This is a genomic window from Nocardia sp. NPDC004718 (genome assembly GCF_053601535.1).
The window spans coordinates 1-26,693 of sequence record NZ_JBSGCA010000015.1; the positions used below are offsets into that span (position 1 = coordinate 1).

Annotated in this window: 23 protein-coding genes; 8 read left to right on the top strand and 15 right to left on the bottom strand. The window is 68.6% G+C overall.

All coding sequences use genetic code 11. From position 1 onward, the window contains the following. Positions 1-117: 117 nt before the first annotated feature. Both ACWEH3_RS13765 and ACWEH3_RS13770 read right to left on the bottom strand, forming a co-directional pair. Complete coding sequence (locus tag ACWEH3_RS13765; RefSeq protein ID WP_169332658.1) at positions 118-276, bottom strand: hypothetical protein; 159 nt, start codon at positions 274-276, stop codon at positions 118-120. Positions 277-362: 86 nt separating this feature from the next. Beyond that, positions 363-764, bottom strand: coding sequence for a winged helix-turn-helix transcriptional regulator (locus ACWEH3_RS13770; protein ID WP_450025096.1), 402 nt, complete (start codon positions 762-764; stop codon positions 363-365). Between the two features lie 99 nt (positions 765-863). Between ACWEH3_RS13770 and ACWEH3_RS13775 the strand changes: the two genes are divergently transcribed. Next, complete coding sequence (locus tag ACWEH3_RS13775; protein ID WP_450025098.1) at positions 864-1,796, top strand: NADP-dependent oxidoreductase; 933 nt, start codon at positions 864-866, stop codon at positions 1,794-1,796. A gap of 70 nt (positions 1,797-1,866) precedes the next feature. Here ACWEH3_RS13775 and ACWEH3_RS13780 read toward each other — a convergent pair whose 3' ends face one another. The 5 genes from ACWEH3_RS13780 to ACWEH3_RS13800 all read right to left on the bottom strand — a co-directional run bounded on the left by ACWEH3_RS13780 (position 1,867) and on the right by ACWEH3_RS13800 (position 11,634). Further along, entirely contained in the window at positions 1,867-5,214 is a 3,348-nt protein-coding gene (locus tag ACWEH3_RS13780) for an arabinosyltransferase domain-containing protein (protein ID WP_450025100.1), read from the bottom strand. Between the two features lie 11 nt (positions 5,215-5,225). After that, on the bottom strand, positions 5,226-7,037 hold the full coding sequence (locus ACWEH3_RS13785) for a glycosyl transferase (RefSeq protein ID WP_450025127.1): 1,812 nt from the start codon (positions 7,035-7,037) through the stop codon (positions 5,226-5,228). A gap of 189 nt (positions 7,038-7,226) precedes the next feature. Then, positions 7,227-9,179, bottom strand: a complete 1,953-nt coding sequence (locus tag ACWEH3_RS13790; protein WP_450025129.1) for a galactan 5-O-arabinofuranosyltransferase — start codon at positions 9,177-9,179, stop codon at positions 7,227-7,229. Positions 9,180-9,388: 209 nt separating this feature from the next. After that, positions 9,389-10,150: a decaprenylphospho-beta-D-erythro-pentofuranosid-2-ulose 2-reductase gene (locus ACWEH3_RS13795; RefSeq protein WP_039794313.1), complete on the bottom strand. Its 762-nt coding sequence runs from the start codon at positions 10,148-10,150 to the stop codon at positions 9,389-9,391. Continuing rightward, complete coding sequence (locus ACWEH3_RS13800; RefSeq protein WP_450025103.1) at positions 10,147-11,634, bottom strand: FAD-binding protein; 1,488 nt, start codon at positions 11,632-11,634, stop codon at positions 10,147-10,149. Before ACWEH3_RS13800 ends, ACWEH3_RS13795 begins: the two co-directional genes overlap by 4 nt. A gap of 119 nt (positions 11,635-11,753) precedes the next feature. Between ACWEH3_RS13800 and ACWEH3_RS13805 the strand changes: the two genes are divergently transcribed. Beyond that, positions 11,754-12,209, top strand: coding sequence for a GtrA family protein (locus ACWEH3_RS13805; protein ID WP_450025105.1), 456 nt, complete (start codon positions 11,754-11,756; stop codon positions 12,207-12,209). A gap of 1 nt (position 12,210) precedes the next feature. On the opposite strand, the gene ACWEH3_RS13810 is transcribed toward ACWEH3_RS13805, so the two are convergent. Beyond that, positions 12,211-13,050, bottom strand: coding sequence for an alpha/beta fold hydrolase (locus ACWEH3_RS13810; protein WP_450025107.1), 840 nt, complete (start codon positions 13,048-13,050; stop codon positions 12,211-12,213). A 179-nt stretch (positions 13,051-13,229) separates the two neighbouring features. On the opposite strand from ACWEH3_RS13810, the gene ACWEH3_RS13815 reads away from it, so the two are divergent. Further along, positions 13,230-14,165 (top strand): AraC family transcriptional regulator, encoded by a 936-nt coding sequence (locus tag ACWEH3_RS13815; protein WP_450025109.1) that lies wholly within the window; start codon positions 13,230-13,232, stop codon positions 14,163-14,165. Positions 14,166-14,374: 209 nt separating this feature from the next. Further along, positions 14,375-14,815 (top strand): MarR family winged helix-turn-helix transcriptional regulator, encoded by a 441-nt coding sequence (locus ACWEH3_RS13820; RefSeq protein WP_450025111.1) that lies wholly within the window; start codon positions 14,375-14,377, stop codon positions 14,813-14,815. A gap of 70 nt (positions 14,816-14,885) precedes the next feature. On the opposite strand, the gene ACWEH3_RS13825 is transcribed toward ACWEH3_RS13820, so the two are convergent. The 3 genes from ACWEH3_RS13825 to ACWEH3_RS13835 form a co-directional block, all read right to left on the bottom strand. Further along, positions 14,886-15,518: a pyridoxamine 5'-phosphate oxidase family protein gene (locus ACWEH3_RS13825; RefSeq protein WP_450025113.1), complete on the bottom strand. Its 633-nt coding sequence runs from the start codon at positions 15,516-15,518 to the stop codon at positions 14,886-14,888. A 232-nt stretch (positions 15,519-15,750) separates the two neighbouring features. Then, positions 15,751-17,937 carry a molybdopterin-dependent oxidoreductase gene (locus tag ACWEH3_RS13830; protein WP_450025115.1) on the bottom strand — a complete coding sequence of 729 codons (2,187 nt, stop codon included), beginning with the start codon at positions 17,935-17,937 and terminating at the stop codon, positions 15,751-15,753. Positions 17,938-18,126: 189 nt separating this feature from the next. Continuing rightward, the gene (locus tag ACWEH3_RS13835; RefSeq protein WP_450025117.1) at positions 18,127-18,645 is read right to left on the bottom strand and encodes a hypothetical protein; all 519 of its coding nucleotides are present in this window, start codon (positions 18,643-18,645) and stop codon (positions 18,127-18,129) included. A gap of 324 nt (positions 18,646-18,969) precedes the next feature. On the opposite strand from ACWEH3_RS13835, the gene ACWEH3_RS13840 reads away from it, so the two are divergent. Then, a complete protein-coding gene (locus ACWEH3_RS13840) occupies positions 18,970-19,533 on the top strand; it encodes a DUF4282 domain-containing protein (protein WP_450025119.1) in 564 nt (187 codons plus the stop codon). A 203-nt stretch (positions 19,534-19,736) separates the two neighbouring features. Next, positions 19,737-20,612, top strand: coding sequence for a helix-turn-helix domain-containing protein (locus tag ACWEH3_RS13845; RefSeq protein WP_450025121.1), 876 nt, complete (start codon positions 19,737-19,739; stop codon positions 20,610-20,612). Between the two features lie 24 nt (positions 20,613-20,636). On the opposite strand, the gene ACWEH3_RS13850 is transcribed toward ACWEH3_RS13845, so the two are convergent. Further along, positions 20,637-21,065 carry a MarR family winged helix-turn-helix transcriptional regulator gene (locus ACWEH3_RS13850; protein WP_450025123.1) on the bottom strand — a complete coding sequence of 143 codons (429 nt, stop codon included), beginning with the start codon at positions 21,063-21,065 and terminating at the stop codon, positions 20,637-20,639. Between the two features lie 85 nt (positions 21,066-21,150). Here ACWEH3_RS13850 and ACWEH3_RS13855 point away from each other — a divergent pair, with 85 nt between their 5' ends. Next, a complete protein-coding gene (locus ACWEH3_RS13855) occupies positions 21,151-22,617 on the top strand; it encodes an MFS transporter (protein ID WP_450025125.1) in 1,467 nt (488 codons plus the stop codon). A 181-nt stretch (positions 22,618-22,798) separates the two neighbouring features. Here the strand turns inward: ACWEH3_RS13855 and ACWEH3_RS13860 are convergent, their stop codons facing one another. Both ACWEH3_RS13860 and rfbA read right to left on the bottom strand, forming a co-directional pair. After that, positions 22,799-23,347 carry a dTDP-4-dehydrorhamnose 3,5-epimerase family protein gene (locus ACWEH3_RS13860; RefSeq protein ID WP_355073734.1) on the bottom strand — a complete coding sequence of 183 codons (549 nt, stop codon included), beginning with the start codon at positions 23,345-23,347 and terminating at the stop codon, positions 22,799-22,801. 2 nt (positions 23,348-23,349) lie between these two features. Further along, a complete protein-coding gene (gene rfbA / locus ACWEH3_RS13865; RefSeq protein WP_450018025.1) occupies positions 23,350-24,222 on the bottom strand; it encodes a glucose-1-phosphate thymidylyltransferase RfbA in 873 nt (290 codons plus the stop codon). A gap of 225 nt (positions 24,223-24,447) precedes the next feature. On the opposite strand from rfbA, the gene ACWEH3_RS13870 reads away from it, so the two are divergent. After that, entirely contained in the window at positions 24,448-25,437 is a 990-nt protein-coding gene (locus ACWEH3_RS13870; protein WP_450018023.1) for an alpha/beta hydrolase, read from the top strand. 273 nt (positions 25,438-25,710) lie between these two features. On the opposite strand, the gene ACWEH3_RS13875 is transcribed toward ACWEH3_RS13870, so the two are convergent. Beyond that, on the bottom strand, positions 25,711-26,418 hold the full coding sequence (locus ACWEH3_RS13875; RefSeq protein ID WP_450018021.1) for a hypothetical protein: 708 nt from the start codon (positions 26,416-26,418) through the stop codon (positions 25,711-25,713). Positions 26,419-26,693: the final 275 nt, after the last annotated feature.

Genomic DNA, 26,693 nt, shown 5'->3' on the forward strand with positions numbered 1-26,693 from the left:
CAGCTGGTTCTTTCCGCGGAGGCCCCCGGTGGGACCCCCCAACCCCCGGCGGGCCCCCCGCTCGGCCCCCCGCGCCCCCCCCCCCCTGCCGTATGTCGCCGGTGCGTTACCGGGCGCTCAGACCTTCAGCCGAAGGCCGAGCTCGCGCCGGAGCACCTCTTGCGAAGGGAGGCGGCCGAGCACGCGCAGCACCGCAGGCCGCAGCTCCCGTTGTTCCTCTTCGTTGAGCAGTCCGACAAGATCGCGCAGATCCATTTCATCGAATGCCGTTGTCATGGCATTCAGATTAAGGCCGGCGGCCCGATTCGTCCTGCGATGCATAGCCACAGGTGGGAGCACATTTTTCAGACCGGACAACCGGTTTATTGGACGGTGCGGTCGTAGCGCGCCCGCGCGGCGATCACGTCGTCCATGCGTGTCTCCGCCCATGCTTTGACCGCGCTCATGACCGGCTGAAGACTGCGGCCGAGCGGGGTGAGTTCGTAGTCGACGCGGACCGGGACCTCCGCGGTGATCCGCCGCTCCACCAGGCCGTCGCGTTCCAGTCCGCGCAGCGTCTGCGTGAGCATCTTGGGACTCACGCCCGCGATGATCCGGTTCAGTTCGCCGTAGCGCAACGGCCCGTCGGCGAGGGCTGCCAAGACGAGGCTCACCCATTTGTCGCTGATCCGGTCCAGGAGTTGCCGGGTCGGGCACTCGGCGACGTACGCGTCGTACCGCTGTTTGGCCAGTTCACGGCGCTGCGCCGCGGTCTTCGTCGCCATCGGGAGCACCTCGCTGCCTCTTACGCACTTTCGGGTAACTACTACCCATTGGATAGTAAACGTTCCTAGATTGGTCGGCAGCACAGAGGAAGGAACAGCATGCGTGCAGTGGTAGTCCGCCGGCCGGGACCGGAAGCCGTGGTGGAGATCGTGGAAGTGCCGACCCCGCAGCCCGGTCCGGGTACGGTTCGCATCGCGGTCGCGGCGGCGACGGTGAACCCCGTGGATCTGATGGTGCGGGCGGGCGTGGGCGGCACACCGTTCGCCGCGCCGCGCGATCAGTGGGGCGTCGGCTGGGATGTCGCGGGCACGGTCGACGCGCTCGGCGCGGGCGTCACGGAGTTCACCGTCGGGCAAGCGGTGATCGGCATCAGCGACCGGCTCGACGTCTCGCTCGGTGCACAGGCCGACTATGTGGTGCTGGAGGTCGGGAATGTCGCGCCCGCTCCGGTTTCCGTGTCGCCGGTGCAAGCGGCGACCCTCCCGCTCAACGGTCTCACCGCGTTGCAGGCTCTCGACGCGCTGGATCTCGCGTCCACCGACACGCTGCTGGTCACCGGCGCGGCGGGGGCTGTCGGCGGCTTCGCGGTCGAACTCGCGGCGGCGCAGGGCATCCGGGTGATCGCCGTGGCCGCACCCGCCGACGAGGACGCGGTGCGCGCCCTGGGCGCCACCGATTTCGTTCCGCGCCAGGCATCCTTGCCGGATGCCGTCCGCGCCATCGTCCCCGGCGGCGTCGACGCCGCCCTGGACGCGGCCGCCCTCGGCCCTGCGACGCTCGCCGCGGTGCGCGGCGGCGGACGATTCGCGTCGATCAGCGTTCCGAACACCCCGATCCCGTTGCGCGGCACCAAGGTCCACACAGTCCTGGTCCGCGCCGATCGCACCCGGCTCGACTACCTCGTAACCCGAGTAGACGCGGGCAAACTGACCCTCCGCGTAGCGGCGACCCACCCCCTCACCGCCGCCCGAGAAGCCCAATCCCGCCTATCGCTCGGCGGCCTACGCGGCCGCCTCGTCCTCACCCCGTGACACCCTCCACGAGTGGCACACGGCTGCGGCGAATCGCGAGAAGCCGCTCCACCATGTGCCACTCGCGGAGTCAGCGGATGCGGATGGGGTCGTCGGTGGAGAGGCCGGTTCGGGTTCCGATTGTGGTGGTGATGGGGGCAGGAATGGCGGTGGGGTCGTAGGGGGTGAAGCGTTCGAGCGAGCCCCAGTCGCGGGCCCAGTCGCGGTCGAGGTATGCGGGGACGGTTTGGGATTTCAGCAGCAGCCCGGTCCAGCCGAGTGGGCCGCCGCCGATGTCGTCTTGCCAGGCGTTCGAGGCGTCGGAGCCGACCCGGTCGGGCAGAATGCGCCACTGCGGGATCTCGCCCACGCCGTCCTTGTGGTCGAACGGCCGCTGGCACGGGAAGGCGAGGCCGACGTGCCAGTCGAGTAGCACGGGAGCCTGCGATCCGACCACGGAATTCAGCGTGGCCAGCTTGGGCAGCCGGGGCGGGGTGACGGCCAGCCACTGCTTGGGCGTGATGTCGTTGTCGATCGCGACCAGCCGCACCGCGTTCACTTCCGCCGGCAGCCGGTCCAGCGGCACCCGCAGGTTGCGCCAGGACGGCGCGGGGCCGATGTCCAGCGGATCGATCGAGCCGAGCGTGCGCACCTCGCCGTCCGCGCCACGCACGCCGTACTCCAGGTGGAGTTCCTGTCCGTAGGTGAGCACACCGTCGGCGTCCACCGAGCGGATCCGGCCCGCGGCGGTGATCGCGAGCACCTGGTAGGCGGGGTCGTTGCGCATGCTGTCGGTCAGGTCGAGCCGGTACCACTGGGTGGTCAGCTTCGCCTGCTGTTGCTCGCCCTCCTGGTAGCTACCCAGCACCGGGGTTCTCGCCGGGTCGAGACCGAACGGCAGCGCGACGGTGCTGCCGTTGATGCCCGCCTGCTCGGTGGTGCCGCCGCCGGTGCCCGCGCCGGTGGTGTTGGTGGTCTTGTTCTCCGAATCCTTGTCCACGGAGTTCGCGCCGCCGGTGACCGTCTCCTCCGCGTCCGCGGTGAGGTCACGCGCCACCCCGTTCGGGGTGAATCCTTTGTTCTGCGCGGCCAAGCCGTCCGCGGGCGATCCGGTGAAGGGTCGCAGCAGCGAATCGGCGGTGTCGGTCTCGACGAGCACTTCGTTCGCCAGCGCGCACGAATCCCCGCCGACCGATTGCACGTTCGACTTGGTGATCGAGTACGCGGGGTACTGCGTGGCCGCGGCCTTGGCGAGCGAGGCGACCTCGAAGATCACCAGCAGCGCGGCGGCCACGGTCAGCGGCGCGGAGGCCCACCGGTCGAATCGCCTTGGCGCTCCGGCCCTCGCACGCCGGTACGGCTCGCGATAGTGCTGCCATATCGCGACCAGCAGCGCGAGGACACTGAGCCCGAGGAACAACGTGGACAGCCCCTTGCCCGCGATCAACGGTGCCTTGTCCCACCACGGGACACCGTAGCTGGACACGTACCACCACCCGTTCGAGCCGGTGAAGGTCACGGCGAGCAGGAAGAGCACGGCGGCGGCGAACAACGCGCGGTTGCGCGGCGAGCGAATACCGGTGGTGCCCACCGCGACCGCCGCGAGCGCGGCCAGCGATCCGGCCAGTCCGGCGTACACGCCGAAGTGGTGCGTCCACTTGGTGGGGGTGAACATCATCAGGAACAGCGATGCGAACACGATGCCGAGAATGCGCACCGAGGGGCCGCGCGAGGTGCCCGGAATCCGGCCCTTGCGCAGTACTTGCAGCACGCACACGAGCAGGCACAGCAGCATCACCAGCACGCCGAACCGCCGCGCCAGCGAACCGTCCGGCGAGAGCATGAGCAACGAGTCCCAGCGGGTGCGCTCGTCGAACCACGCGACGTTCGGGCCGACGATCGTGCGCACCCGGGTGGCTTCCAGCACCGTCGCCAAGGTCTGGTCGGCGAAGATCACCACCAGCACCAGCGTGCCCGCGGCGAGGCCGGGGGCGACCAGCGCGGCGAACCGGAACACCGCGCCCGCCCGGGACGGCTCGCGCACCTTCGCGGGGGCGTTCACCGCGGCCGCGGCTTCGGCGGAACCGGCGGCGGCCGCGTCGGCGTCGGGCCCGGTCCGGGCCGGGACGGCGCCGCGAGCGCGCTTGATGATGATCAGCAGCACCGGCCGTGAACCGGCGATCAGCGCCGCGATGCAGATCAGTCCGGTGGGGCCCGCCGCGAGGGAGAACGCGGCGATCAGGACGGCCACCGCGGCGGGCAGCAGCCGTCCGGTCGCGATGGCGCGCTCGATCGAGCACCAGGTGAGCAGCGCGCCCGCCGCGATCAGCGGTTCGGGGCGCAGGCCGTTGTCGTAGGGCAGCCAGAACGCGAGGAAGACCAGGCCCGCCGTCCACAGCGCCACTTTGTTGCTGCGCACCCGCGCGCCCAGCCGCGGCAGCACCTCGCGGCTGATCACCAGCCAGCAGATCACGCCCGCCAGCAGCGTGGGCAGTCGCATCCAGAGGCTGGCGTCGGAGATCCGCGACATCCACGCCAGCACCTCGTACGACCACCCGAACGGGGCCTCTGGGACCGCGAACCACCGGTAGTAGTTCGCCATGTAGCCCGCGTGCCCGGAGACGCGCGCCATGTTCAGGATGTAGCCGTCGTCGGAGGTGTTCGCCCCGATGACGTGCCACAGCGCCAGCGTGCCCAGCACGACGCCGTCCGCGGGGGTGACCCGCCACCAGTGCGCGGGCAGGAACCGGCGCGGTCGGCGCCCGTCGGCGGTGTCCAGCAGATGCAGTGCGACGAGTGCGATCAGCGTGAACACGGCGGCGGCGATCATGGCGGCCAGCTTCAGCGGCGTCGGCGTGGAGGAGAAACGCGAGTCGATGTCCGCGTGCACCTGCGCTCCGGCGAGCCGATCGGCCTTCAGATCGGTGAACACGCCCACCAGCTGCGGCCGGATGTCCCGGCCGACCGTGGACCGGAACGGCGTGCCGTCCTGCCGGGTGACGCCGGTGAGTTCAGCGGTCGTCGCGGCGGCGGTCGACTCCACGCGGAGCATCGCGCAGGACCCGACCTCGGCCAGCGGCGCGGACAACAGCGGGATGTCGCGTTGCACTACCGAGAGGGTGCCGTCGGCGACCGAGACCACCAGGCCCTTGGTCGCCGCCCGCCCGGATGCCACGGGGGCGGTGGACAGCAGTGTGCCGCCCGATCCCAGCTCGCCTGTCAGCGAGCACGGCAGCGTCGCACTGAACCGCAGCGGCTCGTAGGACACCAGCGGCGCCGCCACGCTCCCGGCGCCGGACTCGGGCCAGTCCAGGCTCGCCCGATCCTGCCGCACCGGCAGCAGCGGGGTCAGCAAGGCCAGCAGGAATCCGAGCAGCCCCGAGAGGAGGGCGATCAAGCGGATACGGGTGAACGCTGGAGAAGATCGGTCCGGTCGCACGGTGGTTGATGCTAGCTACCGCCCGGTGTGATGCCGACTGCCCCCGACGCGCGCAGCGTATGAACGTCCCACAGCCAGACGTCCTCGACCCGCGTCGGCGTGAATCCGAGCAGCTGGGTCACGGTCTCCCGCAACACCTCGCCGTTCTTCGTGGCGGGCAGCACCAAGACGTCGGCTTGCCAGAACCGCAGATCCTCCAGCGCACGGGTACGCACGCCCGCGTCGATCGGCGGCACCACTCCGGTGTCCTGCGCCTGGACCAGCAGAGCGGTGGTCGGACGGGCCTCGGGACCGTAGATGCCTTTCTTGCTGGTACCGGTCGGGCCGACGAAGTAGCCGCCCGCCAGCGGGAAGGTGAAACCGGCGTCGGCCTGCCAACGCAGCGCCCGTGCGTCGGGTGGCCGGGGCGGCGGAACCAGGACCACCGATCCGTCGCCGACGTAGCGGCGGACGGCGCCGTCGGCGAAGAAGTCCGGTGTCGGCGGTCGCTCGACCACCGGCAGGATGGTCGGGATCAGCGGCAGCAGCGCACCGGTGAGCGCCGCGAACCAGGCCAGCGGCTTCCAGTCCACCGCCGATTGCGTCCATGTGCCCACCGCGCGGTCGCTGGCCAGCGCGAGCACCACCGCGATGGCCGGGATCGCGGCCATGCTCATCCTGCTCTCCAGCACGGTGTTCAACAGCGGAACATGTTCGGCCCAGCGCCACGGCAGATCGATGCCGGTCGGCTGTTTACCGATCGTGGCGACCGCGCCCAGCGACAGCAGGCCGAAGACCGCGATCACCACGCCCGCGGCCCGCACCACGCGGTCGCGCCACAGCATTCCCACCGTGAACACGACCAACAGCAGCAGCGGCCAGCCGAAGTACGCGTTCTGCTCGGTCGGGTTGATCGCCACGTTCGCGCCGGGCGCGAACACGCCGCCCAGCGATTCGGACGGGAACTGCACCAGCGCTTCGAGGTCGTTGCCCATCGGGCCGTGGTCGATCGATCGATAGCTCTGCGGGCCGAAGAATTGCCACCACAGCGGAATCTCGGCGAGTGCCGACGTGATCACCGTGGCCAGCGCGAAAGTCGGCGCGACCACTCGCGCCACGCGCAGCGCGGTGCGCGGAGCATGCGCGTGATACACGATCCCGAACAGGCCGAACGCGAGGGCGAAGATCAACAGCGGTTCCTCGCCCAGCGCGATCTGCGCCGCGACCAGAAGTCCGAGAACGGCGGCATCACGTACCCGCCCGCCCGGCCGTTCCCGTTCCGCCGCGGCCGCTCGCCGCGCCATCCGGATCAGCAGGCCCGCGATGATCGGAAGCAGCAGCAGTACGACGAAATTCGGGTGCGCGTTGGCGTGCGAGATCATTCCGGGCGCGAATCCGCAGAACAGTCCACCGATCACCGCCGCGACCCGGGACCGGACGAGTTCGCGGACGAACAGGCGATACCAGGCGAACGCCGTTCCGGCCAGACCGAGGGTGAGCACGAGTACGAACGTGACGGTCGGCCCGAAAAGCAAGGTGACCGGTGTCAGCGGCACGCCGACACCGAACATGGCCGTGTTGGCCATCATGTTCACCCCGGCCGGGAAATTCTGCAGATCGGTGCCGAGCGGGTTGTGCAGGGCGGCCACCGAGTGCGCGGTGACGGCGAAGAACCACTCCCACATCGTCTGGTCCTGACCGCTCTTGATCAGGTATCCGTTGTCGGTATCGCGCCACTGGCCCGACAGCACCGTCGCGGCCAGCGCCAGGTAAACGGCGCATACGAGCAGATCGGCGAGTGGAAGTCGGGGCATCCGCCGGGTACGCGCGGGAGTGGTGAGCACTCCGGTCGCCGTCGCCTCTTTCGTCGCGATCGCGACCGTCGCCGATTGCGCCGGTAGGTCGGTCTCGACGTCTTGTGCCTGTGTCACCTGCGCATCACTCCTCGCCAGCGCGCTCCGTCGCAACCACGCTGTGCGTGGAACGACAAACGAGAGGGGTATCCACTGCCCGCGAGTTCAACCGCCGCGATTTCAGCGGTGGACGGTGACCAGCGTGAACGGTCCGATGTCCGTGGTGGTGAAACGCGGGTCGGCGAACAGTTCCTTGGGGAAGCTCACCGAATAGCGCGCGACGTTCGGGTCGTTCGGGTAGACGTCCTTGGCCAGCCGCAGCGTGTAGGTCTCGCCGCTGCGCCGGAACAGAAACGCGTCGGGCGCACGCCACGGGCTGGCCGCCAGCGCGTCGAGCAACTCCTGCGGCGTCTTCAGCTTGCTCCAGCGCTCGATGGTCGCCGCCCGGCCCGCGAAGTCGGCGAGCGGGTTGGCGTAGTGGGAGGTGAGCGCCTGGAAGCCGAAGTAGGGATAGAAGGAAAGGAAGCTGGTGTCGGCGGTGAGTACCACCGTGTCCGAGCGGGGGCGGCCGGTCTGCGCGGTGAGCGCCGCATCCACTTCGTCATAGAAAGACACGGCCGACACAGGCCGTTGATCGGCTCGCTTTCCGTCTCCGTCGGTGTCTGTGTAGGCAGTCGTGATCTCCGGAGTCAGCACGTGCGGGATGTCTTGGGCGAACGCCAACGCGCCGATCGTCGCGACGACGATCGCCACCAGCCGGAACCGGGCGGGCTCGTTCAACGCCTGGTAGATCGCCCGCGCGCCCTCCACGAACCCGAACGCGCCCGCGACCGACAGCAGCACCAACAGCACCGGCTCCAGACGGAACGACAGCAACGTGGTGCCCGCCGCGGTCGCGGCCATGGACAGCAGCGCCCACAGATAGATCGCCGCCACCCCGATGCCCAGCGCCTGCGCTCGTCGCGACGACGCGCCGCGCAACACCAGCCAGATGATGCCGATCAGACACAACGCCCCGAGCAGGGAGAACTGGAACATCGGCAACGGGAGTTCCGCTCCCGCTTCCGGCAGATAGTGCTGGGCGGTCCCGGAGCTCGCCGTCGCGCTGCGCAGCGCCTTCGCCAGGTACGGCGCCCACACGACGAGCGCGACCAGTCCGGCGATCACCGCGATCACCACGAGCCGCACCAGCGGCGGGGCCGCCGCGCGCCACGCGGGACGGGTCGGCCCGGTCGCCGCGCGGGCGTGGCGCGGACGGTCGGCGCGCTGCGCACGCACCGCGAGGAAAGCCGCCACCAGACCCATCAGGGCCACCGCGAAGGCCGCCGCGAGGAAGTAGAGCGTGTAGAACGTGGCCGCCCAGCCGAGGAACAGCCCGGTGCCGACGACCGCGCCCCAGCCACCGGCCGTGCGATGCTCCTCCGTCGATCGCAGGTCATCCAGCGGGCGATACAGCGCCCCCCAGGCGAGCACCAGCGCGGGCGGCAGCAGCAGCACGATGACGGCGCTGTAGGCCTCGGGCGCGGCGTAGGCCAGGGTCACCGCCGTGCTCGCCGCCGCGACGCCTACCGCCCAGTCCGCGCGGATCAGCTTCGACCACAACACCAGCGCGACCACCGCGGCCACGGCGAGGAACGTGATCGCGTACGGCTTGAATACTTCCCAGCCGTCCATCCCGAGCAGATTCGCCACCCGCCCGCCGATCCAGAACCAGCCCGCGGGGTAGAACGACGGCAGATCCGCGTACGTCATGTCGCGCAGCGCGGCGGAATCGGTGAGCCGGGTGAGGAACTCGGTGCGGAACTCCTGATCCACCGAGACGCCGAACAGATACAGCTTCGTCGCCGCCAGCGGCATGCCGAGCGTGAACGTGACGAACGTCGAAAGACCCACCCAGGACAGCAGTTTCGCGATCCGGGGCCACTTGCGCAGCCGCAGCAGCGCGATCGCGACCGCGAGCACGACCGCAGCGCCTACCTGCCCGACCGTGGTCAGCGCCCGCGTCACGTTGGAGGAGTTGAACGCGGGCCACTGCACCAGTGAGAACGCGACGAGCCCGACGACGGCCACCACGGCGGCGACCACCGCGGCGAGCGCGGCCTCGCCGACGCCGGAGGCGATCTGCCGCGCCACGAGTGACCCGCGCCCCGGCGCGGGGGCCGGATCGACGGGACGCGGCGGCGCTTCGTCCGCCGCGGTCACCGTGCTCAACGGACCGCTCCGCGCTCGTCGCACTGGATTACTCGCATGGCGCCTCCGGGTTCACAGGGTCACTCCGTCAGACGATAGGTGCCCGCGCGATCACTGATCACGCGGGCACGATGTCCGAACTCGGTCGCCGATCAGATCGGCAGTCTGCGGAAGATCGAGCGCGGGATGTGCCGCAGCACCATCATCACGTAGCGGAAGGTTCCCGGCGCCCAGACCAGTTCCTTCCCGCGCTGCGATGCCGCGACCGCCAGCGCCGCGACGTCTTCCTTGTCGACGGTGAGCGGAGCCTCTTTGACGTGCGCGGAGAACTGGGTCCGCACCATGCCGGGCCGGATCACCAGTACGCGCGGGCCGTGCGGCCGCAGCGCTTCGCCGAGCCCGAGGTAGAAGCCGTCCAGACCGGCCTTGGTCGATCCGTAGACGAAGTTCGAGCGGCGCACCCGCTCACCGGCGACGGAGGACATCGCGATGATCCGGCCGAAGCCCTGCGCCTTCATCTTCTCGCCGACCAGCACGCCGACGGAGACCGCGGCGGTGTAGTTGATCTGGGCGACTCGCACGGCCTTGGCCTGGTTCTGCCACAGCTCTTCGGGATCGCCGTCGAGGGCGAAGGCGACGATCGCGACGTCCACGTCGCCCGCGTCCCAGGCGGCGTCGATCACCTTGGCGTGCCCATCGGTGTCGAGCGCGTCGAAGTCGATGACGTCGACCTGGCTCGCGCCCGCGGCCTTCATCTGAGCGACCGCGCCCTCGCGCAGCGGATCACCGGGCAGCGCCGCGAGGGTGATGCGCGCGGGCCCCTTCTTCAGGTACTCCGCGCAGATTGCCAAGCCGATCTCCGACGTGCCACCCAGCAGCAGAATCGACTGCGGGTTACCAACGGCATTGATCACTGCAGCTCCAGCCTTCTCGCCATATCGGACATGAAAACGCCTGTGGGGTCGACGCTACGGCGGACCTTGATCCACTCGTCGATCCGGGGATACATCTTGTGGAAGGTCTCGGCGGTGGTCCGCGAGTCCTTCGCGGTGTACAGCCGCCCGCCGAACTCCAGCACGCGCCGGTCCAGTTCGCCGACCAGCTCGTTGAGACCGGGCTTGATCGGGAAGTCGACGCAGATGTTCCAGCCCGGCATCGGGAAGCTCAGCGGAGCCTGGTTGCCCGGGCCGAACAGCTTGAACACGTTCAGCGCCGAGTAGTGCCCGGAGGCCTGGATGTCGACGATGATCCGCTTGAACTCCTCGACCGCCTCGGTCGGCACCACGAACTGGTACTGGAGGAAGCCGTTGGAGCCGTAGCCGCGGTTCCACTCCGCGATCATGTCCAGCGGGTGGTAGAACTGCGTCAGGTTCTGCACCTTGCCGGTGTAGTTGCCGCCCATCCGGTAGTAGGCCTCGCCGATGGACATCAGCGTCAGCTTGTTCATCGTCCAGTTCGGGAAGATGTCCGGGACGGTCATCAGCTGCGGCGCGTCGAACTTCAGCGGCTTGCTGCGCAGCCGCTTGGGCAGCTCGTCGAGCTTCGCCAGCCTGCCCCGGGTGATGGTGGCGCGGCCCAGCTTGGGCAGCGGGCTGATCACGTCGAACCAGGCGCTCGAGTAGGTGTAGTTGGCCTCGCTGCCGTCGCTGTGCGCGGCGATGGTCTCGTCGAGGGTCGTGGTCTTCACGCCGTCGTTGAGGAAGTAGGCCGTCTCCGTCGGCACCATCTCGATGGTGGCGCGCAGGATGATGCCGGTGAGCCCGTTGCCGCCGACGGTCGCCCAGAACAGCTTGGCGTTGCGCTTCGGCGTGATGTGCTGCACCTGCCCGTCGGCGGTGAGCAGATCGATCGAGCGCACGTGATTGCCGAAGCTGCCCTCGCTGTGGTGGTTCTTGCCGTGGATGTCGGAGGCGATCGCGCCGCCGATGGTCACCTGGCGGGTGCCCGGGAGCACCGGGACCCAGAGGCCGAACGGCAGCGCGGCCTTCATGAGCTGGTCCAGGCTGACGCCGCCGTCCACGTCCACGATGCGGGTGTCGCGGTCGATCCGGTGGATGTTGTTCAGCGCCGTCATGTCGACGACCAGACCGCCCGCGTTCTGCGCGTGGTCGCCGTAGGAGCGGCCGAGGCCGCGCGCGATCACGCCGCGCCGCAGGTGGGCGGGCTTGCTGTCGTTGTCCTCGGCGACCATGGCGACTGCCTTGGCGATCAGTTCGGGATCGCTGGTCGAGAGCACTTCGGAGGAGGTGGGTGCGGTGCGACCCCACCCGGTCAACGTGCGGGTGCGCGTCGGAAGAGTGAACGCGGTGCCCGCGGCCGGGCCGTCGTTCGCGACGCCGGCGCCTTTGTCGTTCCCGGTTGTCTTGGTGGCGGTCGGAGCTTTCGTGGACATCGGCATAGAGGCTACAGGTATGACGGCAGATGGGGACGCGGTCGCTCTACCCATGGGTAGTGACGAACACGTCGGTTTAGAACCGAAATGAGTGCCCCACCCGGTGCGGCGCTACGCTCGTCGGCGTGCAAGCCGAACCCCAACTGCCGCTTCCGGCCGAGTTGCCCCTGGTCGACGAGCCCGGCGGCACCGAGGTCGACCTCAAGACACAGATCATCCGGTTCACCCTCACCGGCGGGTTCTCGGCCGTCGTCGACTACGGGCTCTACAGCCTGCTGCTGAACCTGGTCGGTCTCCCGGTCGGCGTCGCCAAGTCGATCAGCTTCGTGGCGGGCACCACAACGGCTTACCTGATCAACCGCCGCTGGACCTTCCAGGCTCCGCCCAGCCGCACCCGCTTCCTGGCGGTCGTCGCGCTCTACGCCCTCACCTTCGCGGTGCAGGTGGGCATCAACAACCTGCTCTACTTCACCCTGCCGGGCGAGTGGTGGCGCCAGCCGCTTGCCTTCGTCGTCGCCCAGGGCACCGCGACCGTCATCAACTTCATCGTCCAACGCTTGGTGATCTTCAAGCTCCGCTGAGCTATCCGCTCGTCGCGGCGTGGTCGGCCAGGAAGGCGCCGACCAGACGATTCACTTCGTCGGGGACCTCCGCGGCCGCGAGGTGCGCGGCTCCATCGAGGACCACGAGCCGCGAGCCGGGGATGGCGTCGGCCATGACCTCGAGTTCGGGCACGGGGAAGGTACGGTCTTCGCGTCCTCCGATGACCAGCGTGGGGCAGGCGATCGAGGAGAAGAGCTCCCGCTGGTCCGGGCGGTCTGTCACCACGGATCGGACAGCGTGCACGAGCGACGCCGGATCATTGCGGCGGGCGATGTCGAGAACCTGTCGGACGACCTGCGGGCGCGTGCGTTCGGTCGTCGGACCGAGAAATGCCCGGACCACCGATCCGGTGAGCGGCGGGCGGATCCCGCCGAGTATTCGGACCGCCGTCAGGAGCATCCGGTACTGCGCCCGCTGAGCGAGCGGGGCCGATGACGCCGTGCCGTTCATCAGGATCGCGGATTCGACGCGGTCGGGGAATGTGGCGGCGAAGCTGCCGCCGATCATGGCGCCCCAGGAGTTCCCGAGGAAATGGGTCCTCGGTAGCTCCAGCTGATCGAGGATGTCGACGACGCACGCCGCGCACTCGCTGAAGGTGAAGGGTCGTTCGAGGCGGCTGGACCGCCCGTGCCCGGGCGGGTCGACCGCGATGGTCAGGAAATCCCGGGCCAAATGGTCCACTTGGGCGTCCCAGAGGGCGGCGTCCATGAGAAGGCTCGGCCACATCACGATCGGCTCGCCGCTGCCGGTCAGGACGACGTGCAGCAGCCCCAGCCGAGTCTGTAGATGAATATGCCTGCGGTCCATGACTGTGCTCATTCCTTGCAGTGAGCGGGCGGTCCGATCTGCGTCGCATGTTCCCGCATACGGTGAAACGCCGGTGTCCTGGTCTGTGATCTGTACGATCGGGACTCACGTTAGGTGTGGACCGCTGTGCGCTCGACCTGATCCGTGCACGGGTCTGACGGAAACGCGCACGTCGGTCTGGGAGGTTGCTGGTGTCGGTCGCCGAGCCGTATTTCGTGGGGCGCGTCGATACCGGCGCGGTCCTGCCCCGGGAGTCGGCCGACCTCTGGGCTGAGCACGTCGGTCGTAATCAGGGCACCTTGCAGTGCCGGTTCGCCAGTCCGTCGTCGTTCCGTGGCGCCATGGCCGTGCAGCGATACGCGGGCTATCAGTTGATCGACTTCTGGTCGGACAGCGTCGTCTATTCCAGAACTCGTGCGGATATCCGGCGTGACGGCGATGAGGGTCTGCGGGTGACGATCCCGACCGACGGAGAAGTGCGGCTCCGTCAGGACGACGCCACCGCCCAGGTGTTGCCGGGGCACGGCGCGGTCGTCACCAAGGCGCGCCCCATCGACTTCGGCCAGCCCCTGGCTGCGCGCGGGTGGGTGATGAACGTCCCCGCGGGCGCTCTGCCGCTCGAAGTCGGCGCGGGACCTGCGCTGATCGACCTGCGCGAGGGTTTGGGCTCGGTCGTCGCACGCCTGATCAGCGAGCTCGGAAGGCAGCGTGCGACTGTCGACGGTCCCGAGTTCGCCGCCGCCTGTGACACGATCATCGATCTGCTCCGCCTCTGCCTGCGCCGCCGCGCCGCGATGCCGAACGTGCTGGCCACGGTGGACACCGCAGTGCGCGACCACGTGCTCCGGCACGCCGACGATCCCGATCTGACTCCGATCGAGATCGCACGAAGCCTCGGCTGGTCACTGCGCCAGGTCCAACTGGCCTTGCATCACACCGGTACGACACCGAGCGAGCTGATCCGCGGCGCGCGGCTCGACCGCGCCCACCGCCGCCTGCGCGAATCTCCCTCCAACCGCACCGTCGCTGAAATCGCCTACGCCAGCGGCTTCCGCTCCCTCAGCGCCTTCGGCTCCGCGTTCAAGGCACGATTCGGGGTCACCCCGCAGGACGTACGGCCGCGTTGACGGCGTCCGACGGCTGGCGATTCGCAGATCCGCGGAGCGGTGGCCAAAGGCTCAACCCGTTGATCAGTCGAAACGGGTTCGAGTCGAGGAATCGCGCTCAGCTGGTCAGAACGAGCAGTCGGTGGGACGGCCTGCCCAGCAGTCTCGATGATGTGCCGCTCGCGGGCAGGCTAATTGATTGGCAGTGCCAACGATGTATGGTGGCTGTTGTGGAGCAGACACCCGCGCGCCTGGCCGCGAAGCCGAGTTGGCTGGTCACCCAGTTGGCCGTGCACGCCCATCGGTTGGCGTCCGACAGCTTCGGCGAGGTGGGTGCGCGTGGGTACCACTACCGCATTCTGGCCGCGCTGGACGAGTTCGGGGCGGCGAGCCAGGCCGAACTCGGGCGCCGGTGCAACATGGACCGCAGCGACGTGGTGGCGGCGATCAACGAGCTGGCCGGCCAGGGTTTCGTCGAGCGGACGCCGGACCCGGACGACCGAAGGCGCAATATCGTGACCCTCACCGAGGCGGGCGAGGGGCAACTGCGGCGCATGGATCAAGCGCTCGAGAAGGTGCAAGACGACCTACTCGGACCGCTATCGGCCGAGGACAGACACGATCTGACCCGCCTGCTCACCCGCCTGCTCGCGCACCATCAGCGGGGTTGACGGGCCTGGTCCACCGCTGGCGGCGCCCGGCGCGCCTCGCCGCAGCCGGTGATCCGTCGCGCCACGCCCTTCAGGAGCCGCTGATCACCGTGTCGGCCAGCTCGCTTTTCTCCGCCTTCGCCCCGAAGTAGTCGCCGCCTTTGGCGCGAATGTTGTCGGTGCCCCACTCGCGTTGTTCGCGCGGGGCGGGGATCAGGTGTGGAATGTGCTTGCGGCAGTGGATGTATGCCTCTTCCACATCGACCACCACCCACTGCTCCGCGGCGCGGCCTTTGTGGTTGACGGGCAGGTCGGGCACGGTGGTGCGAAGTGCCGGGTCGGAGACGATGCGGGCCGAGCCGTTGATGTGCAGTCCGATGAGGTCGCGCACGAAATCGATGAGCAGAATCCCGACGTGCGGATTCTCCAGGATATTGCCGAGACTCGCCATGACGCCGTTGCCGCGGTATTCCGGATAGGCGATCGTGCGGTCGTCGATCACATGGAGGAAACCGGGTTGTCCAGCGCGGAAACTCGAGTCGCATTCGCCGTGTTCGTCGGCTGTGGCGATGAACGCCATATCCATCCGGCCGATGAAATCTATCATCGTCGGATTGAGCCGGTCGAGCACCTGATCGTCGTAGAAGCGCTGTGCCCGGTCTTCTGTTCCGTACCGTTCTTGCAGCTCACGCTCTCCGTCGCTGCCACTGTGTCCACCGGGCATCGCAGCCCCCTCCGGTCGCCGGAATGCGGGTTACACCAGGCTCGACGTTGAACCGCGGTCGTCTCGAGATCGCGTCCATTTTAGATGCGATCCACGCGGCAAAACGTCGAAATCCCCGTCGAGAATGCCCCTGATTCCGCTGCGGCGCAAGTGTTTCCGACGGTTGGCTAAAAGCCGACCGGCCGGAATAATGTCCGGCCGGTCGGGATTTGCGGGATCGGTTGGAGAGATGTCAGGCCGGAGTCAGTGTCACCGGAACGCCGTTGAACACGGCGTTGCCGGAGGGCGCGTCGACCACCGAATCATCGGTGAGCACATTGGCATTGACGCCCGCGTGCGTGCGGGCCACGGACTGCGCGCTGTCGGCGTGGCCCCATCCGTGCGGCAGGCTGACGACCCCGGGCATGATGGCCTCGGTCGGCTCCAGCGGGACCGTCAGCGTTCCGGCGGCCGATTTCACCACCGCCTCGTCACCCAGCCCCAGCCGCTCCACATCGGCCGGATTGATATGCAGCGTGCACCGATTCGATCCGCTCACCAGCGTCGGAATGTTGTGCATCCAGCTGTTGTTCGACCGTAGCTGCCGCCGCCCGATCAGCACGATCTCCGGCGCGGCGTCGGCCAGGCGCGCCCGCATCCGCGCCACGTCGTCCAGCAGCGGCTGCGGGGCCAGGTCCACCCGCCCGCTCGCCGTACGCAGCGCGCCCGGCAGGCGCGGCTGCAACGGACCCAGGTCGATACCGTGCGGGTTGTCCAACAGCACTTGCAGATCGAGTGTGCCGCCGTTCCATTCGCCGTACGGCCCGAGGCGCAGCATCAGGTCGATGCGCTGCTCGGTGCTGTTCGCACCGATCAGATCGCCGCGCCGCTCGGGGAAACCGGCCTTGTGCAGCATCCCCGCGATGACGAGTTCGTCCACCGCGGTGAGCGGATCGATCCCGTCGGAGCCGTCGTGCGGCCTGCCGGTCACCGCGGCGGCTAGGCGAGCCAGGACGGCGGGTTCGGAAGGCCGGTCACCCAGTGGCACCAGCGGGCGCGAGTAGCGCGTGTAGTTGCGTACGGCGAATTGCAGCAGCGCGAAGTCGTAGTGCGGGGACTGCGTCGGACGCGGGGGAGGCAGGATCACATCCGCGTGCCTGGTGGTCTCGTTCACGTACCGGTCCACGCTCACCATGAACTCGAGCTGGGCGAACGCCTCGTCCAGGCGCGCGCCGCTCGGCGCGGACAGCACCGGATTGCCCGCGACCGTCACCAGGGCACGGATCTGCCCTTCGCCCGGGGTGGTGATCTCGTCGGCGAGCGTCGCGACGGGCAGCTCGCCCATCGCCTCGGGTAGCCCGCGGACTCGACTGGTCCAGCGCCCGAGGCGGAACGGCTTGGTGCGGGGGATGCCGCCGGCCGCGGCGGTGGCGAACATCGCGCCGCCGGGGGAGTCGAGGTTGCCGGTGAGCGCGTTGATCGCGTCCACGAGCCACTGCGTGATGGTGCCGAATTCGGCGGTGCACGTGCCGATACGGGCGTACACCGCGGCGGTCGGCGCCGCCGCGAGCTCACGGGCGAGCCGCACGACCGTGGACGCCGGTACGCCGGTGCGGGCCGCGACCGTCTCTGGGTCGAACGCGGCGGCGGCCGTGCGCAATTCGTCCAGGCCGGTCACCTCGACGCGCAGATCGGTCAATTGCTCGGCGAAGAGCGTGTGCACGATGCCGAACAGCAGGTACGCATCGCTGCCCGGCCGGATGAACAGGTGCTCGTCGGCGAGTTTCGCGGTGCGGGTGACCCGCGGATCGACCACCACGAAGCGGCCGCCTCTGCCACGCAGCGCCTTCAGTCTGCCCGGGAAATCCGGTGCGGTGCACAGCGAACCGTTCGATTCCAGCGGATTGGCCCCCAGCATCAGCAGGTAATCGGTGCGGTCGAGGTCGGGCACCGGCACGGTGAGCGGATCGCCGAACATCAGCCCACTGGCCACCTGCTTGGGCATCTGATCGGCGGTGCTGGCGGAGTAGATGTTCTTGGTGCCCAGCGCGCGCAGCAGCGCCGGTACGTACAGCGCGCCCGCCACGGTGTGCGCGTTGGGATTGCCCAAGTAGGCCGCTGCCGACTGGGTTCCGTGCTCGGCCACGACGGCGGGGAACCGCTCGGCGATGTAATCGAAGGCTTCGTCCCAGGTCACGGTGCGCCAGGCGCCGGTAGCGCGGTCACGAACCAGCGGGTCGGTCACCCGGTCCGGGTCCTCGTCGAGATGACCGAAGCTGGCTCCCTTGGGGCAGATGAAGCCCTTGCTGAAGGGATCGCTGCGGTCGCCGCGGACCGAGCTCACGTGGTCGTCGGGATCCAGGGTGATTTCCAGGCCGCAGACCGCCTCACAGAGCGGGCAGGTCCGCAGCAGATTGCGCGATTGCGTGATCGGGGCCATACCCCATCTTTGCGTTCGGCAGTGGAACTGAAAAGAGAACGCTTGATATCGGCGACGCCGAACGACCGGTACCCGGCAGCGCTCCGGGGTGGGGATCCGGAGCGCCGGGACGGATACCGGTCGCAAACAGGCCGGGTAGCGCGGCCCCGGCCCGCGATCAGCAGGTGAACTCGCTCAGGGGTGCGTTGCTCAGCAGGCGATGGTCAGCTTGGCGCGGCGCGACGCGGTGGCGGCGCGCACGGCCGCGGCGATCGCGACGACCGGCGGAACCCAGCGGGCTTCACCGGGCGCGACGCCCCAGCAGGCCGAACCGGCCGAGAGGTGGGTGGGCGGCAGCGGGATGCCCGCGCCGTCGGTGTACACGGTCGCTCCGGCCTCGCGCAGCGCCTCGAGCGCCATCGCGGCCTTGCGGACGCCCGTGACCAGGTGGATCTCGCGACGCTCCGTGCCCGGGATCTCGATAACCGCACCCGACAGGTTGTTCGCCCGCAGGAAGCGGCGGACCTCGCCGGCCAGTTCGCCGGTGACCTCGATGCCGGACAGGTCGTCGTCGGTGATCAGGCTCAGACCGTTGGCCGTTTCGGCGACCGTCCACCCGCGCTGGTTGTAGTCCTGCGCAGCGGCGGTCAGCTCGGCCGCCGTGACGGAAGTCGGAAACGTGGTGCGCACTGTCTTCTCCATTCCCCGGTAGATCTCTGGGTCCTGCATTCATGGGTCGTATCGGCGGGGGACGCCGTGGGCGTTACGGGTTCTCCGAAAGAATTTCCGGAGTGTCGCCTACGTCTCATTTCCGGAGGGTTCGTCCGTGTATCGCCGGGCATCCCGAGGTGGCTCGCCATGACTGCCACGCAGCTACTTTCGGCCGTGGACCTGGCCACTCGCTGCGCCGGAGCTGTGAGATCGCTGTGGGGCGGGCTCGATGGGTGTTGCGGGTGCGAAAACATACCGGTGGCGTGCGTTTCCGGCTGGATCCGCCCGCCCCGGACAGGGAGGATTCTCGGCATGAGCGTCAGGCTCGGAGGAGGACCCGGCATGAGTGACGAAGCCAACGGACCGGGCGCGCCCGCGGACGCCGACGAGTACGAGGCCGAATCGCGCTGGATCACGTGGAAAGAGTCGGCGGCCGAGCGGTTCTCCAGGTCCGCTCCCGACGAAGAGCAGCCCGCCGAGCCGTTCCGCAGCCCGCGTGCGTTCGCGCAGTGGAGCGCCGCGGCCGCGCGCGCCCTGCTCGACGTGCAGTTCCACCGCCCGGCCACCCGCACTCTCTTGCCGCTGGCCTACATCCTGGGACTGGTGTTCGCTTTCGCCGTGCCCATCACGGTGACGGTATCGGCGTGGCGGGTGTCCGCGGTGCTCGGCGTGCTCGCCGCGCTGCTGGGCGTGCCGCTCGGCCTGACCATCGCCGCCGCCGTGCGCCTGATGCTCGAGTTCCTGGTGAACGCCTCGCGTCTGGCGACCAGGGTGGAGCACATCAGCGAGTTGGCCGACGACCTGTTCCAGGCGTTGTCGGACGTGGCCGAGCCGGTCAACCAGCTGTCCGAAGACGTTCGGGCGGTGCAATTCTGGCGCTTCCGCAAGCGAAACCCGCGCAGGTAGGGACGAAATCGCGTCGTACGGAAGTAGTTCGACTCGCAGGAGCCACCGGCCTAGCTGAGACACGCGCCGTGACCGCTGCGAGCTTCGCTGTGAACAATGCTGTTCGGATACCCGGCATCCACCTCGGGTGTCCAAGGGCGTGCCGCGTCGCAGACCGAGGATGGTTCACGGTGCGGGCGGTGTACGGCGAACAGGGGGCAAGCATGGCTTTACCGCAGGGAACGACCGGATCGACCATGCCGCGGCGGCAGCTCGGCAGGCATTTGCGTGATCTGCGCAACCGGGCCGGGATGACCACGCGGGTGGCCGCGCAGCAGCTGGAGTGGTCGGAGGCGAAGATCTGGCGGATCGAGACCGGGCAGACCTCGCTGCGCGGCCTCGACGTCGAGGCGATGTGCAAGGTCTACGGCGCGCCGCCCGACCTGCTCGAACCGCTGCGCGCGTTGGCGCGCGACACGAAGGCCAAGGGCTGGTGGACCACCTACGGCGACGTGATCGCGGAGGGCTTCGACGTCTATATCGGGCTGGAAGAGGCGGCCACCAGGCTGTCCACCTACGAGAACGAACTCCTCCCCGGCCTGCTGCAAACCGAGGGCTACACCCGCGCGCTGTGCACGGCGGCACACCCGGAGTTGGCCGCGCACGAGATCGACCGCCGGGTGCGCTTGCGCCAGGCCCGGCAGACCCTGGTCACCCGGGCCGACGCGCCGCTGCGGCTGGACGCGCTGATCGATGAGGCGGTGCTGCGACGGCGCCTCGGCGGCCCGGCGGTGACCGCCGAGCAACTCGACCATCTGCTCCGCATGGCGCAGCTGCCGAACGTCCGGATCCGGCTGGTGCCCTCGGATTGCGGCTATCACGACGGCATGGCGTCGGGTCGTTTCGTGCTGTTGGAGTTCGCCGACGCGGGTTCCGACGAGCGGCCGGAACCGCCGGTGGTCTACCTGGAGACGTTCACCGGACCCGTCTACGTGGACAAGGAGCACGAGATCGCGCGCTTCCGAGCGGCGTTCGCGAGCATCGAGGCGGCGACGATCGACGCGCGTGCGCGCATCGAGGACGCACGGAAAGCGCTCTGAGTGAAACGCTTCAGCCCACGCTGATCAGCACTTCGGCGGTCCCGGCAATTCCCAGTTGTCGCTCAATACCGCCCGGTGGGTGGGCAGGGCCCGGTCGTAGACCTCGCGGCCCTTCTCGGTGAGGCAGACGAACACGGCGCGGCGGTCTTCCGCACACATGGTGCGCTGGACTAGGCCGTCGCGCTCCAGCCGTGCCACGGCCCGCGACAGCGCGCTCTGGCTGAGGTAGATGTCGTTGGCGAGGTCGCTCATCCGGTAGTCGCCACAGTTCGCGTCGATCAGCCGGTCCAGCGTCTCGAATTCGCTGAGCCCGATGTGATGACCGTTCTGGAGCGCTTTCTCGAGCGCACAACTCACCGCCGCGTGCCGGTCGAGCAGCTCGCGCCACTCTCCAACCAGCCCGGCCGGCGCGGGAGCGCGCCGGGCTGTGCTCACGGTGGTCGGCTTCGACATGGCCCCATCTTAGTGGGCACGGCATGTCCATGCAACCGCATTAAATGTGTTGGCATTTAATGCGTGCGCATGTAATGTTCCCCGCATGACTTCACCAGCAACGCTCTCGGCCGCTCAGGCGAGCGATCCGACCAGATGGTCAGCCCGGCTCTGGGGCATGCTGATCACGCTGTGCATCGTGTTGTTCCTCGACGGTCTCGACGTCTCGATGATCGGCGTCGCGCTGCCGTCCATCGGCACGGAGCTCGATCTGTCCACCTCGACCCTGCAATGGCTGGTCAGCGGTTACGTCCTCGGGTACGGCGGTCTGCTGCTGCTCGGCGGCCGCACCGCCGACCTGCTCGGGCGGCGCAAGGTCTTCCTGATCGCGCTCGCCGTCTTCGCGGTCGCCTCGCTGGCGGGCGGTCTGGTCAGCTCCGGTCCGCTGCTGATCCTCACCCGCTTCGTGAAGGGCCTCGCCGCCGCGTTCACCGCACCGACCGGCCTGTCGATCATCACCACCAACTTCGCCGAGGGCCCCGCCCGCAACAAGGCGCTGTCCATCTACACGGTGTTCGGCGCGGGCGGCTACTCCATGGGCCTGCTGTTCGGCGGTCTGATGACCGGCGTCGGCTGGCGCTGGACGTTCCTGCTCCCGGTGCCGATCGCGCTCGCCGCGCTGGCCGCGGCTTACGTGCTGGTGCCCAAGGACAAGCCGGCCGAGGAAGGCGGACACGATCTGTTCGGGGCGCTGCTGTCCACCGCCGCCATGCTGCTGCTGGTCTACACCGTGGTCGCCGCGCCGGAGGCCGGGTGGGCGTCCGCGCGCACCATCGGTTCGTTCGTCGCGGTCGCCGCGCTGTTCGCCGGATTCGTCGCGGTGGAGAAGCGGGTGCGCTACCCGCTGGTGCGCCTCGGGATCCTGCGCAAGTCCTCGCTGGTCCGGGCCAGTCTCGCGATCGTGGCGGTGGCGGGCTCCTACTTCAGCTGGCAGTTCATCGTGACCCTGTACATGCAGGACACTCTCGACTGGTCTCCGCTGAAGCTGGCCATGGCGCTGCTGCCGGTCGGTCTGCTGGTCGTGCTGTCGGCCTTCTTCTCCGACCGACTCGTCGATCGTTTCGGCACCGGGCCGGTGATCGCGGTGACCATGACCGTGATGGCCGTCGGTTACCTGCTGTTCCTGCGGTTGGACACCGCGCCCTCCTACCTGACCATGCTGCTGCCCGCGGTGCTGCTCATCGGCATCGGGTGGGTCGGCTTCCCCGCCATCAACATTCAGGCCACCAACGGCATCGATGACGAGGAGCAGGGTCTCGCCGCCGGCGTGCTGCAGACGTCCATGCAGGTCGGCGCGGCCATCGTGCTCGCGGTGACCACGGCGATCATCGCCTCCGGCGCACACGCCGACATCTCGGCCGCCGGCATGCTCGACACCTACCGTCCGGGTCTGGAGTTCGCCGCGGGCGTGTCCATCGTCGGCGCGCTGGTCGCCCTGCTGGCCTTCGTGCCGCGATTCCGCGGCCGGGAGCAGGCGGCGGACGAGGCGAAGGAACTGGAACTCGTCGCCTGACTGTGCCGTGCCGCCGAGCGCCGCCACCCCGCATCGGGTGGCGGCGCTCGGCGCTATGCGGCCTCGCTGAGCCCGGACTTCCGGACTGCCTTCGCGCCGCTCGGCTCGGCGCGGACCGCGTCTGCTGCGCTTCTCACCACGCTCGGCTCGCCGCGGGCGATATCAGCCGCCCTCGTGCGGATCACGAGAACGGCGGGGCCGCAGTGTCTTTCGCGGAGCGGACGAACGTGAGTTCCCGGCCGTCGCGCCCCACCCGCGGCCACTCGATGCCGAGCGTGGGATCGAACGCGTCGATATCGTGGTCGAACTCCGGCTGATACTCCAGAGAGCACAGATACGTGACCGTCGAGCCGTCCTCCAGCGAGAGGATCGCGTGGCCGAGCCCTTCGGACAGGAACACCGAGCGCCGGTCGACGTCGTCGAGCAGCACGCTGTCCCAGCGGCCATAGGTCGGCGAGCCGGGGCGCAGGTCGACGACCACGTCGAGGAAGGCGCCGCGCACGCAGGTCACGTACTTGGCCTGCCCGGGCGGGTCCTCGGTGTAGTGGATCCCGCGCAGCACCCCCGCGGCCGACACCGAGCAGTTGACCTGCCGCAGGTCGAACGGCCGCCCGGTCACCTTCTCGAACTCCGAGGCCTTGAACCCCTCGAGGAACATGCCGCGACTGTCGCCGTGCTGGCGCGGCGTGATCACCCACGCGCCCGGCACCGCGAGTTCCCGGAACTCCATGCTCACCAGTCCCGTCCGCGCTCGAGCAGATCGAGCAGGTAGCGGCCGTAGCCGGAGCGGACCAGCGGCTCGGCCAGCGCGCACAACCGCTCGTCATCGATGAAGCCCATCCGCCAGGCCACCTCCTCGGGGACGCCGATCTTGAGGCCCTGCCGTTCCTCGATGGTGCGTACGTAATTGGCGGCGTCGAGCAGGGAATCGAAGGTACCGGTGTCCAGCCAGGCGGTACCGCGGGCGAGCACGTCCACGCTCAGACGATCCTGTTCCAAGTAGGCGCGATTGATGTCGGTGATCTCGTACTCGCCGCGGGCGGACGGACGCAGCGACCGGGCGATCTCCACCACGTCGTTGTCGTAGAAGTACAGCCCTGGAATGGCGTAGTTCGACCGCGGCGTCTTGGGCTTCTCCTCGATGGACACCGCGCGTCCCTCGGTGAACTCCACCACGCCGTAGGCGGTCGGGTCGGACACCCAGTAGGCGAACACCGCGCCGCCGTCGATTCCGTGGAAGCGATTGAGGCTGGTGCCGAGGCCGGGGCCGTGAAAGATGTTGTCGCCGAGCACCAGTGCGGCGCAATCGCCGCCGATGTGGTCGGCGCCGAGGACGAAGGCCTTGGCCAGGCCGTCCGGCTCCGGCTGGACCACGTAGCTCAGGGACAGCCCGAACTGCGTGCCGTCGCCCAGCAGCCGCCGGAACGCCGCCGCGTCCTCGGGCGTGGTGATCACCAAGATGTCCCTGATCCCCGCGAGCATCAGCGTGGAGAGGGGGTAGTAGACCATGGGTTTGTCGTAGACCGGGACCAGCTGCTTGCTCACCCCGCGCGTGATCGGGTGCAACCGGGAGCCGGTGCCGCCCGCCAGAATGATTCCGCGCATGCCTTGGAGTCTGCCAGTTTCGCGGCTCCGGGATTCGATGAGGTTCCGAGTAGTCCTCGATTCGGTTACGGGCGTTTCGCGGCGGCGGGCTTCGAGCGATTCTGTTGCGTAGGTCACGATGCGCATGGTGTTCTGAAAAGACACTGTGTGAGATGTCAGCGCCGACAGCTCGCCTGGGCACGGTCCGGTCGTGATTCGGCGCGCCAGTTGTGAGGTAGGTGCGCGATGTCGACCAGAGACGGTGAGCCCGGTGCGGTGATGAATCCGAGGGGCCCCAGCGCGCAATCGCGTCTGCTGCTGGCCACTTGCATGGGCGTGGTCCGCCCGGTGCTGCGAACCTTCCCGGTGACGAGGACGACCATCCCGGTCGGCGCGGCCACCGTCGACGGGTTGTCGCGGCTGCGTCCTCGACCGCAGGGGATCGATCGAGAGCAGGTGTCGCTGCACGGCATCCGCCTGGAGATCATCCGCCCGGCCGGTGCGTCGCGTGCGTTGCGCCACGGCGCGGTGCTGTACATGCACGGCGGTGGCTTCGCGATCTGCAGTACCCGCAGTCACCGCCCGGTCGCGGCGAGCCTGGCCCGCCGCACCGGCCTGCCCGTGATCAACGTCGAGTACCGCCAGTTGCCCCGGACGCGGATCAGCGATTCGGTGGGGGACTGCCTCGCGGCCTATCGCTGGCTGCTGCGCCATGGCGCGGATCCAGGGCGGATCATCTTCGCGGGTGATTCGGCGGGCGGATACCTCACCTTCGCGACCGCCCTGCTGGCACTGGAGTCGGGGCTGCCCGCACCGGCCGGGTTGGTCGGCTTGAGCGCGCTGCTCGACCTGGACTACGCGGCGAAGCGGGACTACGTGAACGTCGCGCGCGATCCGTATATCCCGCTCTCGGCGCTGGAAGCGGTGGTGCGCATCGGCGCGGAGGTCGACGGGACGCTGGATCCGAGCCTGTCGCCGGTCAACGCGGTGCTGTCCGCGCTTCCGCCCGTGCTGCTGGTCGCCGCCGAGGACGAGGTGCTGCGCTTCGATGCCGAGTTGATGGCGCAGCGGCTCACCGCTGCGGGCGTGCCGAACGCCTTGGAGTTGTGGCGCGGCCAGGTCCACGCCTTCATGAGCATCGCGCCGAATCTGCCGGAGAGCAGGGCGGCGCTGGCGCGGGTCGCGCGGTTCGTGCGGGCCAGGATCGAAGGGGACCAGCGGGCTCGGACGGCGTAACCGGTCGGGCCCTGCCCAGGCGAGCCCCGCCCCGCATCAGACGGGACGGGGCTCGCGTCTGTGCGGGGTGGTGCGCCGCTTCGGGCGAAATTATTTCCGAATCGAAGTTATCTATCCTTGATAACCGAGGTCACGACGTCGCGATCTTCGTTATTCACATTTTGTTCAGGATTAGTTAACTTTTCCGTTCGCGGCGGGAATGAATGAAGCCCCGTCCGCGTGGACAGCGCGGAGGGGGCTTCGATTCGTTTTCAGTTGTCGTACGGTCGCGGATTACTTCGGGGCGACGAACGGCTGGTTGATGGTGGTGAAGTACTGGATCGCAGCACCGATGGCGACCGGGGCGGTGATCAGCAGCTGGCCCGCGAGGGTGCCGAGCGCGCCGACGGCGATGATGCCGCCGAGGCAGCCGATGGCCGCGGCCGGGATGAACGCGCCGAACAGGCCGACGATGGCCGCCGAGGCGACGGTCGCGCCGGCGATGCCGCCGAGAACGCAGCCGACGGCGCCGCCGCCGATGCCGCCGACCAGGGTGCCGATGGTGGCGCCGGTCGAGATGGTGTCCTTCATACGGTTGAAGGCGGCCTGCTCACGGTCGTACTCGGTCTTCCAGGGCGCCTTGTCCTCGAACGGCAGGGCGACGGGCTTGTAGGTCGCGTGCGCCATGTCGAACTGGGGGGTCAGGGTGGCGGTGTGGTCCGCGATCTCGGCAGCGATCGGGAACTCGAAATCATCCACCCGGAAGGTCATCGGCATGCCGGTCAGCACGTTGCCGTTGGCCGCCTTGACCTTGAACACGCCATCCTCGACGACCATGGAACCGGCATCGGTCGTGATGATGGACTGGGTGTCGGTCGCGTGAGCGGTGAAGTTCACCGCGTCATCGGCCTCGGCGGCCGGAGCCGCGTTCACGGTGCCGGCGGTGACGCCGAGGGCGGCGATCAACAGTGCCGACGTCGCGGCGAATTTCCTCATCAGCATTTTGTTTGGAACCTCGATTGAAGCGTTCGGAGGGGACTAGACGAGCAAAATCTAGAGCAGCTAACGCGTGGTGAACCCCTTGTGACTGTTTATTCAAATTTTGTTCACCATCGAGACCCATAGCTTGGTGGGGTTGCGGAAATAGGCCCGCTGACCGGGCTTTTCCGTGCCATAACAATCTGAAAGTTCCAATCGCTGGGAAGTCAATGAGACGAATGTCACAGATCAAAACCCTGGAGATCGGTTAGGCCACACCGGGTTTCGACTCCGTCGCC